The organism is Nitrospirota bacterium, from assembly GCA_013388455.1.
Lineage (GTDB): Bacteria > Nitrospirota > Thermodesulfovibrionia > Thermodesulfovibrionales > SM23-35 > JACAFF01.
The window spans coordinates 1-16,668 of the sequence record JACAFF010000036.1; the positions used below are offsets into that span (position 1 = coordinate 1).

Here is a 16,668-nt window from a genome sequence, read left to right on the forward strand (position 1 = left end):
GAAGGTCTGTGGTAGACTACCACGTTGATAGGCTGGAGGTGTAAGTGCAGTAATGCATTGAGCTGACCAGTACTAATAGACCGTGCGACTTGACCCTTATTAACTCCCTCCTGTTGTCAAAACAGAGAATTTAAGAATGAATAACGCTGTGGAATGACAGAAATACGGTAATCTTGTAGCAAGACTATAAGGAATATGAGTTCAAGATTTAGAATTCTAATTATTAATCTTGAACATAATAAGTAAAAAGTAGTAATATATAAAAGTCAAATTTTCCGGTGGCGATGCCGGAGGGGAAACACCCGTTCCCATTCCGAACACGGAAGTTAAGCCCTCCAGGGCCGATGATACTATGATCGTGAGGTCATGGGAAAGTAGGTCGCTGCCGGATTATAATAAATAAAAACCCGTTATTAAACGGGTTTTTATTTTCTCATATACTCTGTGCATTAAGCTAAAAGATGATAGAAACTCTGGATAGACTGTCATGAAGAGCACATCCTGAGCGAAGTAACAGGGCGATGAATTGCTCGTCTTACGGATTCTTAAATAAAACCATCTTTAATCTTTAACCCGAAAAATTCGATTAAAATAAATCCGATAATTCATCGAGTTAAGGAAATTTTCGAGCAATATCTGCATTATCTGGGTTAATAATTTTTATTATTAAATAATTAAATCATCTTGATATAATTATTAGAGGTAACGGATGGGTAATCTTTAAATAATATACAGGATTTATATGCTGGATGAAGAAAAAACAAAAGAGCAACTTATAGCGGAATTAAAAGATATACGCTACCAACTTGAAGAGCTAAAAAAATTACAGAATGATCGTAAACAGATAGAGGACGCTCTGAGAGAGAGTGAAGAGCGATATCGGAAGATGGTAAATGCTGTTACAGGGTATACCTATACAGTTACAATCAGCAAAGGAGAAGCAATCTCAACACAACATAGCATAGGATCTTATATAATTACAGGATATAAGCCTGAAGAGTATCAGAATGACCCTTATCTATGGTACTCAATGATATATCCTGATGATCGGATGATTGTGCTGAATTCTATTACAAATATTTCAAAAGGTTCACATACACTTCCTATAGAACATCGCATAGTGCGCAAAGACGGTTCCATCGTATGGGTTCGAAATACCCTTGTGCCATACTATGACAAAAATGGACAGCTAATCAAATATGATGGTCTTATAGAAAATATATCTGATCGAAAAGAGGCAGAAGAAGCATTAAAGTTGAGCGAAGAAAAATTTCGCGCTATAGCTGAGACAGCCGTTGATGCTATTGTCACTGCTGATAGCAAAGGAGACGTAATTTTCTGGAATGCAAGCGCTCAAAAAATCTTCGGATATACAGAAGAAGAGATACGTGGCAAATCATTAAAAATTCTCATGCCCGAAAAGTATAGGAAAGATCATGAACAAGGACTCAAAAGGTTAATGGAAACAGGTAAATCAAAATATTTTGGTAAAATCACAGAGACATTTTATGGCCTTAGAAAGGATGGGAGTGAATTTCCCATCGAGTTATCTGTTTCAATGTGGAAAGCAGGAGAAGACATATTTTTTTCTGCTATCATACGTGATATCACAATAAGAAAAAACCTGGAACAAGAACTTGAAAAAAATGCTATAACAGACAGACTTACTGAAGTATATAACAGAACAAAATTTCACGAGATAATAAAAAAAGAGATTGAAAGGGCTAAAAGATACAATGACCCATTATCAATGATTATGTTTGACATAGATCACTTTAAAAACGTCAATGATACATTCGGTCATAGCATTGGTGATTATATATTAAAAAATCTAACTCAGGTAGTAAAAGAGCAGCTTAGAGAAAACGACTTTCTGGTAAGATGGGGTGGAGAAGAATTTATTATCATAACACCTCAGACAGAAATGGAAAAAGCTGGAATACTCGCTGAAAGAATAAAAAAAGCTGTGGAGAATTATAAATTTGATATTGTGGGCAAGTTAACAATAAGTTTAGGGGTCACTCAGTTCAAAATGCAAGACACAGAAGACACTTTTATTACAAGAACAGATGATGCACTTTACTTATCAAAAAGAAAGGGTAGAAACCGTGTTTCAATGAAATCATAATATTTGTTTATCCTGCCCTATTTTGAAATTTTTTCGAAAGCTCTGATTAAAAAAATACAAAATATTTATCAATAAAACTTATTATTTTGATATATTTAATACAACTGTAAAAATACATTAATATAACCCCACCTTAACATACCTCGCCTGAGTGGTAGGGGTGACAATATATGGAGGGCAGAATGGTTGAAGAATGGATTAATGAAATTAAAAAAAATTCAGATTTTAAAAACCTTGGGATGATTCTTGTACATAATGGGATAGTACGTGCTACTTCTAAAGATGGCAAAACCGTCAAAGGAATGAGACTTTACTATGATAGATTAAAATTAAACTCACTTATAGATGAACTTAGTAAAAAAGACGGAATCGTCTCAATAAAGGTCTGGATTAATGAAGGCTTATTAAATATTGGTGATGACATAATGTATGCATTGGTAGCAGGAAAATTCAGAACAGTTGTTATTCCTGTTCTTGAAGAATTAGTCTCAAAAATAAAAACAGAAGTAATAAGAGAAGATGAATTTTTTAGTCTATCCTGAGAATCTTTCAAAAATCAATTACATTTATAATTTAAGGTTAACATTTCTGGCAAACATTTTTTGAATTTCTTAGCCTATGCAATTCCTTTTCATATAAAATATCAAAATGGGTTTATTTGTAAAAAACAAAGAGGGTTAAATATATTCATGAAAAAAATCAGAAATTACATAATTGTCCTAACTTTTACTTTTATATTAGGTATTTTGATTCTCATTTTAAGAAGTCCGCTTATTACAAAATCTCTGAAAAATATAATCATCCCGGAATTAGAAGAAGCCTCTAACCTGAAGATAGATGCTCAGAGTCTTTATATCAACCCTTTTCCTTTATTTATTGCAGCAAAAGGAGTTCATATTACAGATGAGGAAGGAAATTATTTAGCTGATGTTAAAACTGTTAAAGGTTATATAAACCTTTCTGAAATATTAATTAAAAAAGTATCTATTCAACGACTTGTAATAGACGAACCTAGACTATCTTCAAATAAATTTCAAATGAATAATATCATACGAAATATACAGGAATATCTTAAGAAAAAGAAAAAGACTCCATTTAAAGTCCATCTGAAAGTAATTGATACTATGAAAGGCAGTGCAGTTCTAAAAGACGATGATTTAAAAATAACCATAAACATAAAAGGATTAGACGGAGAATTAATCATCGGTCAGGAACAGAGACTTAGAACCTCTGTTAAATCCTTTGAACTTAAGAAAGAGGGATGGCCTGAAATAATCTGTGATCTAAATAATTCACTTATATTTAAGAAAGATGGAATCCAAATAAAACATTTCAATGTTGGATCACACGGATCTGTGTTAAAAAATAAAGGATTTTATTCTTCCAAAAAAGGCGTACTTAGGACTGAAATACAACTAATCGTTGAGACCATAAAGAGGATTTTTAATCTTCAGCAAAAAGGTGAAGGTAAGATTTTTGCTCAAGGAGAGGTAAAACTTGAAAAAACTATGGGAAATAAATCCCTTATTTCTTATCTGAATAACATCTTCGTCGACATAAAACTTCATGGCAACTTTTATCTTGAAACCCTTATGGAACTTTTAAAGGTTAAGGAACAGGTTGAGGGTTTTGTTGATTTCAACGGCAAGATAAAAGGTCCGCTCTCTGATATTGAAGGAGAGGCAAAGGCAAAGCTAAAAAATGGCAATCTTTTTGGAGTTGATATTAATACCTTAGAGTCTACTGTATCATATGCAGATGGAATAATGAAATTCGAGAATGGACATGGGCTTCTTTATGGGGGGGTTGCAAAGGCTGATGCCTCGATTCACCTACCCGTTGTTGATTTTTTCACCCTCCACATAAAATTTAATCATATTGATAGCTCCTCTGCTCTCAAATTAATCAATCTAAAAATAGACATTCCGAAAGGTAAAGTTGATGGAGAATTGACAAACGCTGGAAAGAGATTTAATCCAGAAGGTTGGTTTACTTATAACAGCCAACCTAATATAAAATTAGAATACGCTTTCAAAAAATCTGTCAATGTAGATTCATTAAATTCAGACAGAAATGTCCTCGACAGGATAAAAAATATAAAAGGGAATTATCAGGTCAATGGAAATCTACTTTTATTAAATGATCTGGAACTTAGCACACCCCTTTCTTATTTATCATCGCAGGGGTCAGTTAATCTATCTGAAAAAATCCTCGATTTAAAAAGCACCCTCTCGACACAGGACGTTTCAGACCTTACATTGCCAGTATACAAAAAATTAAAGGGCACAGGAAATTTTTCTGGAGAAATAAAAGGGACTTTCGAAAACCCGAAAATATCAGGAAAAGCTACAATATATAATCTTTCTATTGATGCTTATAAAGCAGACAATTTGTCAGCAGTTTTTTCTTATGAAAAAAATCTCCTTGATATATCCAATCTTGATATAAGAACTTCTGGTGAAGAACATATACTAAACGGTAAAATATTTTTCCCGGAAGCAAAAGAGCTGTTTGATCTCTCAATGCCTGTTTATAATCTAACTGCATCGATTAAGAATGCTGATTTAGGAAAGGCTTTAAAAATATTTAACTTGAAAGTTCCACTTTCAGGAAAAATAAATACAGATATAAATATAAAAGGAAAGCATAGAAACCCTGATATTTCTGGTGAAGCTTACATAGAAAAAGCCTCCATTTATCATATCCCGTTTGATCTGTCATCATTAATATTTTTCTATAAAAACAGAGAATTATCTATATCCAAAATCAAAATAAAAAAAGGTGCTTCTATCATCAGTGGCGAAGGACAGATAAATACTGATAAAAAATTTTCTTATCGAGTATCATCGGAAAAGTTCCTTATAAAAGACATCGGGATCAGATACATGCCTGATGACGCTATTATGACTATAAAATCAGAAGGTAGCGGGACCTTCGATAACCCTTATCTTAAATTAAATGCAAAGATTTTAGGTGGAACTTTCAAGGGTAAAAAAATGGGCAGCGGTTCGATTTCTGCAATTGTTCAGAACAAAGATATTTCCGTAAATGCTCTGCTTTTTAATGAAAAAATGAAACTCAATGGCAAAGGACACCTCAACAATGTATTGCCATGGAGCGCTGAGTTAATAATAGAATCTGGCAGATACGATTTTATTGTCAGTTCTTTATTAAAAGATGTTCCAGAGGACTTACAACTTAATCTTGAAGGACGTATTTCTATAAATGGCGACCGTAAAAATTTTATAGGGAATGCAAACATCAATCGCCTAATTCTCTCTTTATATGGCCAGACCTTTACAAATGATTCTCAAATAGATATCTTTCTAAAAAATAAGAACATTTCTTTCTCGAATGCAACCTTTAAAAGTGGAACGAGTTCACTCAGGATTCAGGGTGGATTAAAAATTGGTGAGGAGTATGATCTTATAATTGACGGTAGTTCATCACTTGAACCTCTGAAAGGACTGTCTAAAAAAATTGGATATCTCGCAGGGAATGCCGAATTTGTCTTTTCTGTCACTGGCAAATGGGAAAAACCACAGATCAACGGAGGCATGAGTGTTTCTAATGCCTCATTTGGACTTAAAGACTACTCTTCTTATATTAGTTCAATAAACGGGCAACTCTATTTTGATGAAGACAGATTTGTGATGCATTCACTTTCGGGCAAAATAGGTGGAGGCAACATTGATTTATCAGGCTTCTTATCGTTGAAATCTTTCAAGATTAAAAGATTTTATCTCGATGCAAAATTAAATAATATCACGCTCCCAATTTCTGAAGGGTTTACTATGAATTTCAACGGAAACCTTATATATAAGGGGACTCCGGACAAACAAAATATTATCGGTGATATCAAGATTAAAAGAGCACACTATAGGGAGATGGTTGAATGGAGAACGTGGCTTATCACTACTAAACCCAAGAAAAAACCAAAGACTGAACCTACACTGTTAGAAAAAGCAGACCTAAATGTGCGGATTACAGGAAGTGAGAATATAACAATAGACAACAATCTCACGAGGGCTACTGTAAAAATAAGGGGGGACATGATTGTAAAAGGAAATTTAGCCGACCCTATTCTATTCGGGAAACTCGAGTCAACAGATGGATATATTTATTTCAGAAATAATATATTTGAAATAGTTTACGCAAGTGCTGATTTTGCTGACCCATATAGAATCAAACCTATTCTTAACCTCACTGCGCTAACTTCAGTAAAAGGCTATAATATTAGACTCAATCTGGAAGGTCAGTTGGATCATTTTAACCTTTCATTGTCATCTGAACCATATCTTGAAGAGGTTGATATTCTTGCACTCCTTACTGTAGGGCAGATCGGAAAACAGTTAAGAGGGCTGGAGGGTGGAATTGGAGCTGGTGAAGCAACAGCTTTCATAACCGGCGAAACCCAGGACATAATTGAAGAGAGGATAACAACATTAACAGGGGTAGACAGATTTCAGGTAGAGCCATATGTCTCAACAACTACCGGAACTATTGAACCACGCATAACTGTATCAGACAGACTCATTGGTGATAAACTTTTTGTATCATATACAACATCCTTAAATTCTACAGAGGAACAAATAATAAAAATCGAATATCTTCTCGATAAAAACATCTCACTCATAGGTGTCAGAGACGAAAAAGGTTCTTTAGGAGGTGATATAAAATTCAGGTTCGGATTCAAATGAAAAAGGAAATCAAAAAAACAAATAGTTTGATTTTCTTTATGATATTTCTAATAGCTTCTTTTCTATTTTTTTCTAATTCTTTTGCTAATGACAACCCAGTCAGTGAAATTGAAATAAAAGGACTTACTTCGATAAGCAAAGATGAATTTCTCTATCTTCTCGACTTAGAGACCGGGAAAAAGTTAGATAGAGAAAATATACGTCTGGGTATTAAAAGAGCTTTCTTGAAAGGTATTTTTGAAGATATTGTTGTCGAAAAGATAGAGGGTCAGAAGATTAAGGTTATAATTCATGTGCTTGAAAAAGATTATATCAACAATATTTCTATTGAAGGTGATTTTGCTCTGTCAACAAGAGCGATAAAAAATCTTTTTCTACTTAAAGAAGGAGAGCTTTTTATCTGTAACAATCTTGATAAAGCTAAGATAAATCTAATAGAAAATCTTGCTGTGCGTGGTTTCCCAAGAGCTACTGTAGAGACAAAACTTCTAAAAAAGAATAACACAAATCAGGTAGATATCCTTCTCTCAGTCAATACAGGTATTCCTGACAAAATCAAAAAAATAAGTATTGCAGGTTCTGAAGATGATATTAAATCTATAATGAAATTAAAGGAAGGAGATATATACAACCAGATCATCTTAAAAAAAGATCTTGAGACGATCAAAGCTTATTATAAAAAAAGAGGATATTTTAATCCGATAGTTGGCCCGGCAATATTTCTCGATGGGGATCTTACTATTCCAGTAAATAAGGGTAAGCAACTGAAAATATCAATAGAAGGAAATGAGGTAATTTCTGAAAAAACTCTCCTCTCAAATATATCTTTTTTTGAAGCAGAAGATTTCAATGACACACTTGTAGCAGAAACTGTTAGCAGAATGTTATCAATATATCATTCGAATGGGTATCCTTTTGCGCAGATAGCTCCTGTTATAACATCAAAAGACGATATTATATCGCTTGATTTTTTTATTTTTGAAGGGCAGAAGGTAAAAATAGGAGAGATTTCATTTGCAGGTAACAGTCAACCAGCAAACATGTTAAAAGAAATTATGGCTCTGAAAGAAGGAAGTATTTACAATGCCAATCTAATAGAGCAGGATGTTGAAGTCCTGAAAGCTTTTTACAATTCTCTTGGATATCTATCTGCTGATGTAGAAGAGTTTAATACACAATATGACGAAAAAGAAAACAAGATAAATATCTTCTTAAAGATAGAAGAAGGTGTTAAGACAAAAATACAGACTATAGACATAATCGGTAATAAAAAATTTTCAAAGGAGGAGATAGAAAAAATTATAAAAATCAAGCCTGGTGATACATATAATGAGATTGATATTTCAGATTCTCGTTTCAGAATTATAGATTTTTACAACTCTAATGGTTTTCCTGAAGTCCAGGTTACAATTGAGAGGGAATTCAAGGAGAATAAAGCTTCTCTGACATTCAGCATAAATGAAGGGACAGAAACATATTTTGGCAAGGTAATTATAGCAGGCAATCATAATATAAATTATGCTGTAATTAAACGAGAATTATATCAGAAAGAAGGCATGCCATTCAATTATAGCCTTCTTACAAAACAGAGACAAAATCTTTATAAATTAGGTCTGTTTACTGACATTAATATTGAGGTTCAGGATTCCCATGATCATAAGAAAGATGTTCTGTTGAAAATAAAAGAGGGCAATACAGGTACCATTGAGTTCGGGATAGGCTATGCGGACTATGAAAAATTGAGAGGATTTATTGACATCGGTTATCGCAATCTCTGGGGCATGAATAGACAGGCTTCTCTAAGACTTGAACTCAGTTCACTGAAAAAGAGATTCATAATACAATACTATGAACCATGGTTTCTTAATAAACCTTTCCCTTTCAGGGCATCCTTGCTTAGCGAGGAAAAAAAAGAAATGAATATTGATACAGGAGAGACAAGGTATCGTCTGACACGTGAGACTGCTTCAGCAGGATTCGAAAAAAATATAAGTAAAAATCTGAAATCTGAAGTATATTATGAATTATCACACGTTAATACCTATGATCTCCAGCCTGATGTCATTTTGAGTAAAGAAGATACAGGTACTCTCATCATAAGCGGGATCAGACCAGCTCTTATCTACGATACCAGAGATAATCCTTTTTATCCAACAAAAGGAATTCTTTCAGGAATTTCATTAAAATTGACTTCTCCACTGTTTTTTTCAGAAACAGATTTTCTAAAAATTAATTATTATTTCAATATTTATAAGGCACTTTCAAAAAAGATAGTTTTAGCTACATCTTTTCGTGGAGGAATTGCCCAGGGATACAATAAAACAGAAGAACTTCCGATTATTGAGCGTTTCTTTCTTGGCGGAAGAACAACTGTAAGAGGATATAATCAGGATAGTCTTGGGCCAAAAGGTTCGGACGGAACACCTACAGGTGGTAATGCTTTTCTTATGGAGAATCTTGAGCTGAGATTCTCCATAACTAAAAATATAGGTTTCGTTACTTTTTTAGATGGAGGTAATGTTTGGCTCGACATTAAAGATATTGATGTTTCTGACATGAAATTTACGACAGGATTTGGTATAAGGTATAGTACTCCGGTGGGACCTGTGAGGATTGACTATGGATATAAGCTTCAGAGGGAAAAAGATGAAAGCAGCGGTGAAATACATTTCAGCATAGGCCATGCATTTTAAAGAGATAGGTGAGACGATATTCCTCTACCGAATCCCGAATGCTTTCGTGATCGGAATGAGACTTCTTTATCGGTGGATTCTGGTATTATATTTTTTGTTGTTTACTCCATATTCCTTGTCATATTCTGCTATCATCGACCGTGTAGTTGCATATATCGATAACACCGCAATAACACTCAGCGAATTAGAATCAACATATGAGGCAATGCATAAAATAAATTCAGGAATATCACAGGAAGAAGTATTGAACACTATGATTAATAGGCTGCTTTTAATAAAAGAGGCTCGAAAATTAAGGTTAGAAGCATCTTCTGAAGATGAACTTTTAAACGAATATATTGATTTGAAAATAAAAACTTTCATCCAGATTAATGAAAATGAAATAAAAGACTATTTTCAAAAAAATATAGAAATTTTTCAAAATACTGAATTCAATGATGTTAGTGAAGAAATCGAAAAATATCTTATCGAGGCTGAATTAAACCGTAGACTGAAAATACATATAAATGAACTGAGAGAAAAAGCATGCATCAAGATTAATCTCTGAAAGGTTACTTAATAAAATGAAAAGACTTGCAATAACAATGGGTGATCCTGGAGGAATCGGACCCGAGATAACTGTAAAAGCAATTACTTATCCCGAGGTCAAAAAAATTTGCACTCCGTTCGTTATAGGCGATATATATATAATACAAGAAGCATTAAATCTTCTGAAAATCCCTTTAAAATTAAGGAAAATCAAATCTATAAAAGATTCAATCCCAGACAAAAAAATTCTGGATGTAATTCATGTAATCCCCCCTACCCCTCCTTCAAAAAAGTTTAAAAAATTTACAACAAAAACTATTAAAAATAATAGCCCTACTTCAGAAGGTGGAAAAGCCAGTGTTAGTTATATAAAAACGGCTGTCGAACTTGTTCTGAGCAAGCAGGTTGACGGAATCGTTACAGCCCCAATCTCAAAAGAAGCACTGAAGATGGCAGGGTTTAAATGGCCAGGCCATACTGAAATGCTTGCTAATTTAACAAAAACAAAAGACTATGCAATGATGCTTGTTGGCGGACCTCTTAAAATTATTCTCGTAACAATCCATACTGCACTAAAAAATGTGCCTGGTCTAATTACAAAAAAGAAAATATTAAAAACAATTCTTCTTGCTAAAAAGGCTTGTGATATGCTTAAGATTAAAAATCCAAAGATCGCTGTCGCAGGACTAAACCCACACGCTGGTGAGTCAGGTATATTCGGGGATGAGGAGGTAAAAAAAATTTTACCTGCTATTAAAGAAGCAAAAAAATATGGGATTTGTGTTTCTGGACCCTATCCTCCTGATACAGTTTTTTACAGGGCATACAGAGGAGATGTTGATATTGTTGTATGCATGTATCATGACCAGGGGTTAATTCCCTTAAAGATGATTGCCTTTGAATCAGGAGTTAATGTGACCGTTGGTCTTCCCTTTATCCGCACATCACCTGACCATGGAACTGCTTACGATATTGCATGGAAGGGTATTGCAAATCCATCAAGTATGATTGAATCAATAAAACTGGCTGCAAGGCTTAAGATATAATTTTCAATTCCTTATGATTACCCTTAATAAAAAACGGATAATAAGCTGGGTACTTTTTGATTTTGCCAATTCCAGCTACTCCGCTGTTATCGCAGCAGTAGTTTTCCCTATTTATTATGCCCAAACTATTGTAGGAAATGAAGATGGTTATGGTGACCTTTGGTGGGGGCGAGCAATCTCAATAAGCATGGGAATAGTTGCATTCACCGCTCCTTTATTGGGAGGTATTGCAGATTATAGAGGCTTGAGAAAAAAATTTCTCTTTATTTATACAATTATAAGTGTATGTGCTATTGCAAGCCTGCCTGTAGTTGAGAAGGGAATGATATTTGAGGGTTTTTTGCTTATTGTCGTTGCCAATGTTGGTATGGAGGGAGGGCTTGTATTTTATAATTCCTTTCTTCCGAGAATAGCTCCTTTAGAATATCAGGGCAGGATTTCTGCCTGGGGATACATGATAGGTTACGTTGGCTCTATTATTTCCTTGTTATTGGCATTGCCACTGGTAAAATCCGGAAGATATGATGCTGCATGGCTCATGGTTGCAATTTTCTTTTTCATATTTTCACTGCCTGCTTTCTTTTTTTTACCTCAAGATAAAAAAGGCCAGATACCATTAATACATGCAGGTTTAAAAGGCATGAAACATACATTGATTATTTTAAGAGAAATTTTTGCCAAGAAGGAACTCAGAAAATATCTAATATCCTTCTTTATTTATGAGGATGGGGTAAATACTGTAATAGTTTTTTCAAGTATCTTCGCTGCAACTACTTTTGGATTTACACCGCAGGAATTGATTGCCCTTTTTCTTGTTGTTCAGACTACAGCTTTTTGGGGTTCACTCTTATTAGCAAAACCAATAGACTTTTGGGGTCCCAAAAAAGTGGTTATCATATCACTGCTTATGTGGACATCTGTTTCGATTTTCGCCTTTTTTGCACATACAAAAACAGAATTCTGGATAATTGCTATTGTTGCAGGGTTTGGACTCGGTACAGTTCAAGCCGCCTCACGTGCATTATATTCACAATTCATCCCTGAAGGAAAAGAAGCAGAATATTTTGGTGTATATTCAATGGCAGGAAAATCATCTGCAGTTCTTGGGCCTCTTATCTTTGGATATCTTTCAACTACATTCGGGAATCAAAGACCAGCAATTATTTCTGTAGCAGTATTCTTTATTGTAGGTTTAGTGATTCTGTCTTTTGTTAGTGGAGGTGGACCAAACATTAAAAAGTAAAATGAAGAAAAACCTTGGACAGCATTTTTTATACAACCGTCAAATAGTCCAACAGATTGTCAAAACAGCAGAACTTGAACCTGATGATCTTGTGATTGAGATTGGGCCGGGACTGGGTATTATGACAACGATGCTTGCAGAGATAGTGAAAAAAGTCATAGCTATAGAACTTGATCATACTTTATTCAACAGATTACAAACTACATTCGCTTCATACAAAAACATAGAACTGATTCATGGAGATGCAATGAAATATCCTTATGAATTTCTTCCATATTTCAAGGTTGTTGCAAATATACCTTATTATATTACTACACCAATTATTTTCAGGTTGCTTGAAGCAAAAAAGCATCTGAAATCCATGACACTCACCGTTCAAAAGGAAGTCGCAGAAAGGATAATTGCAAAGCCCGGAGGTAAAGCTTATGGTGTTCTTACGATTATGGTTCAATATCACGGGCATTCAACTTTGAAATTCTTGATTCCCAAAAAGGCTTTCAGACCTGTCCCAGAGGTAGATTCTGCAGTTGTCCATATCAGAATACTTGAAAAACCTCCTGTTGATGTAAAAGACAACAATCTTTTTTTTAGAATTATTAAGACAGCTTTTTCTCAAAGAAGAAAAATGCTTTCTAATTCTTTAAAAAGTATATGCCCCGACACAAAAGAATGGTTAAAAAGGATATCTATTGATCCTGAAAGAAGACCTGAAACTCTGAGCATAGAAGAGTTTGCATTACTTGCAAATAGCCTATAACCAAAAAAATACAATTGAATAATGCAGATGTTGTGAGAAAATTTATTTTTCGATTCCTTAGTGTTCCTTCAACTAATGGGTTTACTAAAATTTTTATCCATAAAACAATTAAAATAAATCCGATAATTCATCGAATTAAAGAAATTTTTGAGCAATGTCTGCATTATTCAGGATAATCAACATCAATGCATATATTTGGACAAAAATTTATTACTGCTTTAATAACTTTTCAATTTCCTCTGCTGGGAAAGGTTTACTCAAATAATATCCCTGCCCCATATCACATCTGAGAAGCCTCAAGATATTCAACTGCTCTTCTGTCTCAATGCCTTCAGCTATGGTTTTTAAATTCAACGTATGTGCCATGTTAATGATAGCTATTACTATGGAAGCTGAATCAGGATCTTTTACCATATCTCTAATGAAAGTTGTATCAATCTTCAGATTGTCAATAGGGAATCTCTTCAAATGAGCCAGTGATGAATAACCAGTTCCGAAGTCATCAATAGATATTGAAACCCCTATATCCTTGAGTTTCCTAAGGACGGAGCTTGTATATTCTATATCCTGCATAAAGGCGCTTTCTGTTATTTCAATGGTAAGGAGTGATGGGTAATACCCATATTCTCTAATTATACTATTAAACATATCCACCAGATTCTTCCGCTTGAATTGAACTAACGAGAGGTTCACAGAGACCGGTAGTACAGGATATTCTTTATTCTGCCATTCCTTAACTTGTCTGATTGCCGTCCTTAATATCCATTCCCCAACATCTATAATCATTCCTGTATCTTCAAGCACTGAGATAAACTTGCCCGGTGAGACTAATCCCATATCTTTGCTTTGCCATCTCATAAGGGCTTCCATGCCGACCATTTTCTTAGTATTGATGTCCCAATAGGGTTGATAGTGAAGTAAGAATTCCTTGTTTTTTATAGCATAATACATGTTCCTTTCCATCGAGAGAAATTCAGATGCCTTTACATTTAACTCTTCAGTATAAAACTTGTAATTTTTCCTCCCTTCTTTTTTTGCTGTCACAAGCGCTAAGTTTGCTTTTTTCAGAAGTCCCTCCTGATTTTCACTGTCAAGAGGATATAGTGATATGCCGGTGCCGAAAGTTAATGCTATTTCATTATTATTTATGCTTAATGGGGAACATACATAATTCAATATCTTTTCCATTACTGAAACAACATTTTTAGAATCAGCAATATCAAAAAGCGCTATCCCAAACTCGTCATTACCGAGACGCGCTACGGTATCACCTCTTCGAATAGCATTCGAAAACCTTTCTGCAACTTCCTTCAGTACACTATCACCAGCTTCGTTTCCATATATATCATTGATAGACTTGAAATTATCAATATCCATAATTAAAACAGCTACAATCTTTGAAGTGCGCTCTGCTCTCTCTATCCCATGTTTAATTCTATCAATAAAGAGGTTTCTGTTGGGAAGACCTGTCAATTCATCGTAATAGGCAAGATAATCTATCCTTTCCTCAGCTTTTTTACGCATAATTATTGATGCCAGTGTATTGGCAACATTAAGCAAAAAATTCTCTTCTTTTTCGTCTCTGACGTGACCTTCTTTCATAAAGACATTGATCACCCCCAGTGTTTTGCCGCCAGATACGATAGGGATAGCGTATTGTGCGCAAGGGGATATCTCTTTATAAATAACATTAAATTGTCCATCATAAAAGTTCATATATTGTATTTGTTGTGTCAATGCTGCCTGCCCGCATAAATATTTTCCAAAAGGCACATATGTATGTGATTTTTTCAGTGCTTCAGGAAGATTTATTTGGGCTTTCAAAACAAGAACATCCTTTTCATCTTCCACAAGAAATATGCTGCCCATTGGTTCAAATGTAATCCATGGAACTGTAATTATCATATTTAATGTTTTCTGCAGTATTTCCTCTAACCGGATATTTTCTAATGATTCACTTAAAATCATACGAAGCGTAGCTTCTGAAAAGTAAGCATTGCAAAGTTCCTCTTCCGCTTTCAATCTCTCTATACGAATCTTTTTCTCTTCTATAGCATGAAGAACAGCCGGCCCTAATCGTTTCAAAGACTGCTTTATCACATAATTGGTTGCACCAGCCTTCATACATTCAACAGCCGTGTCCTCATTCACTGAACCAGTAACAATGATGAAAGGAGTAAGAGGTGTTTTTTCTAATGTTAGTTTAAGAGCTGTCAAACCATCAAATAAAGGCATCATATAATCTGATATGATAATATCAGGTTTAAATTCATCAAGGGCATTCAGAAAAGCCTCTTCGGTTTCTACCTGTTGAAAAGTGCATTCGGGTAAAACCTTCTGTATTTCTCTTTCAATTAATTCAGCATCAACTTGACTATCTTCAACAATCAGAATACGCAAATCCTTATTCTCCCTTCCGCTGTCTCACCGCTTATCTGATGCTCCGTTTTTCCTATTCTTTTATTGAAATCTTCGGTGGATGGTTTATCAACAACCAGTATAAGCCGGCATTACTCATTGCCTTGCGGAAAGCATCAAAATCAACTGGTTTTACTACATAACTGTTAGCTCCAAGATCATATGCACTCTGAATATCAGGGTCTTCACGTGAAGATGTTACGACTACCACTGGTAAATATCTTGTATTTTTATTGTTTTTAATCTCTTTAAGGACTTCAATTCCGCTTATTTTTGGTAGTTTCAGGTCAAGAAATACAACCCTCACTGACTTACATGGATTCCTGTCTGAATATCGTCCTCTGCAGAAAAGGAAGTCAAGTGCTTCTTCACCGTCTCCTGCGATAAATATCTCGTTTGCAAGATTTTGCTCCCTTAACGCCCTGACTGTGAGCTCTACATCTGTCGGGCTATCTTCCACAATCAGGATTTCGACTGCATCATATTTGTTCATAATAACCCCCCCATATAGTGGTTAGTGGCGAGTGGCAAATGGCGAGTGGTGAGTGATTTGAGTAAGCCATTCAGCAATTTGTTAATCTCCTCGCAATGGTCTGATAGTTCCTGATAGTCGCTCACTTTCAGCAAGTGCATTTCCTTAGACAAAAGCAACAATGTCTCCAGCTCTGCCAGGGAGCCTTTCGAAATACCCAGAAACTGCTTAAACTCTCCTGTGGAATTTCGTGCCTGTCCCTCAGCGATATTGCAGCAGATTGAAACGCTTGCCCTCCTAAGCTGGGAAGTTAGACCATACATTTCTTCTTTTGGAAAGAGTTGTGTCAATGCATATATCTTTTTTGCCAATTCTATTGATTTCTGCCAGACTATCAATTCACGATAAGATTTTAATGTACTCATCACTCGCCACTAATCACTCATCACTGTCTTTATTGGTATTGTAAACCAAAATATCGCCCTTTTATCCACTTCCCCTTCAGCCCATACTTCTCCTTCATGCCTCTGTATAATACGCTGGACAATAGCAAGCCCTACCCCTGTCCCGGGAAAATCCTTCTCACTATGTAAACGCTGAAATACCTTAAAAAGCTTATCTGCATATCTCATGTTAAACCCTGCCCCATTATCCTCAACACTATACACTACCTTCCCATTCTC

12 protein-coding genes and 2 rRNA genes are annotated in these 16,668 nt (G+C 34.9%); 10 read left to right on the plus strand and 4 right to left on the minus strand.

Going from position 1 to position 16,668, the window contains the following annotated elements; translation table 11 throughout:
* The 10 genes from HXY53_08355 to rsmA all read left to right on the plus strand — a co-directional run.
* A 23S ribosomal RNA gene (locus HXY53_08355) occupies positions 1–97 on the plus strand; the annotation flags it as partial.
* 177 nt (positions 98–274) lie between these two features.
* Positions 275–391 (plus strand): 5S ribosomal RNA (gene rrf / locus HXY53_08360).
* Positions 392–742: 351 nt separating this feature from the next.
* Entirely contained in the window at positions 743–2,128 is a 1,386-nt protein-coding gene (locus tag HXY53_08365) for a diguanylate cyclase (protein ID NWF76560.1), read from the plus strand.
* A 182-nt stretch (positions 2,129–2,310) separates the two neighbouring features.
* On the plus strand, positions 2,311–2,670 hold the full coding sequence (locus HXY53_08370; GenBank protein NWF76561.1) for a molybdenum cofactor biosynthesis protein MoaE: 360 nt from the start codon (positions 2,311–2,313) through the stop codon (positions 2,668–2,670).
* 147 nt (positions 2,671–2,817) lie between these two features.
* Entirely contained in the window at positions 2,818–6,828 is a 4,011-nt protein-coding gene (locus tag HXY53_08375) for a translocation/assembly module TamB domain-containing protein (protein NWF76562.1), read from the plus strand.
* Positions 6,825–9,521 (plus strand): outer membrane protein assembly factor BamA, encoded by a 2,697-nt coding sequence (bamA, locus tag HXY53_08380; protein NWF76563.1) that lies wholly within the window; start codon positions 6,825–6,827, stop codon positions 9,519–9,521. Before HXY53_08375 ends, bamA begins: the two co-directional genes overlap by 4 nt.
* Complete coding sequence (locus HXY53_08385) at positions 9,511–10,068, plus strand: hypothetical protein (protein ID NWF76564.1); 558 nt, start codon at positions 9,511–9,513, stop codon at positions 10,066–10,068. The genes bamA and HXY53_08385 overlap by 11 nt, the downstream gene beginning before the upstream one ends.
* Before the next feature lie 16 nt (positions 10,069–10,084).
* Positions 10,085–11,095: a 4-hydroxythreonine-4-phosphate dehydrogenase PdxA gene (pdxA, locus tag HXY53_08390; protein ID NWF76565.1), complete on the plus strand. Its 1,011-nt coding sequence runs from the start codon at positions 10,085–10,087 to the stop codon at positions 11,093–11,095.
* A gap of 13 nt (positions 11,096–11,108) precedes the next feature.
* On the plus strand, positions 11,109–12,338 hold the full coding sequence (locus HXY53_08395; protein NWF76566.1) for an MFS transporter: 1,230 nt from the start codon (positions 11,109–11,111) through the stop codon (positions 12,336–12,338).
* 1 nt (position 12,339) lies between these two features.
* Entirely contained in the window at positions 12,340–13,095 is a 756-nt protein-coding gene (gene rsmA, locus HXY53_08400; GenBank protein NWF76567.1) for a ribosomal RNA small subunit methyltransferase A, read from the plus strand.
* A 210-nt stretch (positions 13,096–13,305) separates the two neighbouring features.
* On the opposite strand, the gene HXY53_08405 is transcribed toward rsmA, so the two are convergent.
* The 4 genes from HXY53_08405 to HXY53_08420 all read right to left on the minus strand — a co-directional run.
* Complete coding sequence (locus tag HXY53_08405) at positions 13,306–15,495, minus strand: EAL domain-containing protein (GenBank protein ID NWF76568.1); 2,190 nt, start codon at positions 15,493–15,495, stop codon at positions 13,306–13,308.
* Positions 15,496–15,547: 52 nt separating this feature from the next.
* Complete coding sequence (locus HXY53_08410) at positions 15,548–16,006, minus strand: response regulator (GenBank protein NWF76569.1); 459 nt, start codon at positions 16,004–16,006, stop codon at positions 15,548–15,550.
* Positions 16,003–16,410: a four helix bundle protein gene (locus tag HXY53_08415; protein ID NWF76570.1), complete on the minus strand. Its 408-nt coding sequence runs from the start codon at positions 16,408–16,410 to the stop codon at positions 16,003–16,005. Before HXY53_08415 ends, HXY53_08410 begins: the two co-directional genes overlap by 4 nt.
* Positions 16,411–16,419: 9 nt before the next feature.
* The coding region (locus HXY53_08420) for a PAS domain-containing sensor histidine kinase (protein NWF76571.1) at positions 16,420–16,668 on the minus strand (249 nt) is incomplete at its 5' end.

Excerpts from the sequence above, each read along its gene's own strand:
- HXY53_08365 (NWF76560.1), top strand. The coding sequence starts at position 743 with ATGCTGGATGAAGAAAAAACAAAAGAGCAACTTATAGCGGAATTAAAA.
- HXY53_08370 (NWF76561.1), top strand. The coding sequence starts at position 2,311 with ATGGTTGAAGAATGGATTAATGAAATTAAAAAAAATTCAGATTTTAAA.
- HXY53_08375 (NWF76562.1), top strand. The coding sequence starts at position 2,818 with ATGAAAAAAATCAGAAATTACATAATTGTCCTAACTTTTACTTTTATA.
- bamA (NWF76563.1), top strand. The coding sequence starts at position 6,825 with ATGAAAAAGGAAATCAAAAAAACAAATAGTTTGATTTTCTTTATGATA.
- HXY53_08385 (NWF76564.1), top strand. The coding sequence starts at position 9,511 with ATGCATTTTAAAGAGATAGGTGAGACGATATTCCTCTACCGAATCCCG.
- pdxA (NWF76565.1), top strand. The coding sequence starts at position 10,085 with ATGAAAAGACTTGCAATAACAATGGGTGATCCTGGAGGAATCGGACCC.
- HXY53_08395 (NWF76566.1), top strand. The coding sequence starts at position 11,109 with ATGATTACCCTTAATAAAAAACGGATAATAAGCTGGGTACTTTTTGAT.
- rsmA (NWF76567.1), top strand. The coding sequence starts at position 12,340 with ATGAAGAAAAACCTTGGACAGCATTTTTTATACAACCGTCAAATAGTC.
- HXY53_08410 (NWF76569.1), bottom strand. The coding sequence starts at position 16,006 with ATGAACAAATATGATGCAGTCGAAATCCTGATTGTGGAAGATAGCCCG.
- HXY53_08415 (NWF76570.1), bottom strand. The coding sequence starts at position 16,410 with ATGAGTACATTAAAATCTTATCGTGAATTGATAGTCTGGCAGAAATCA.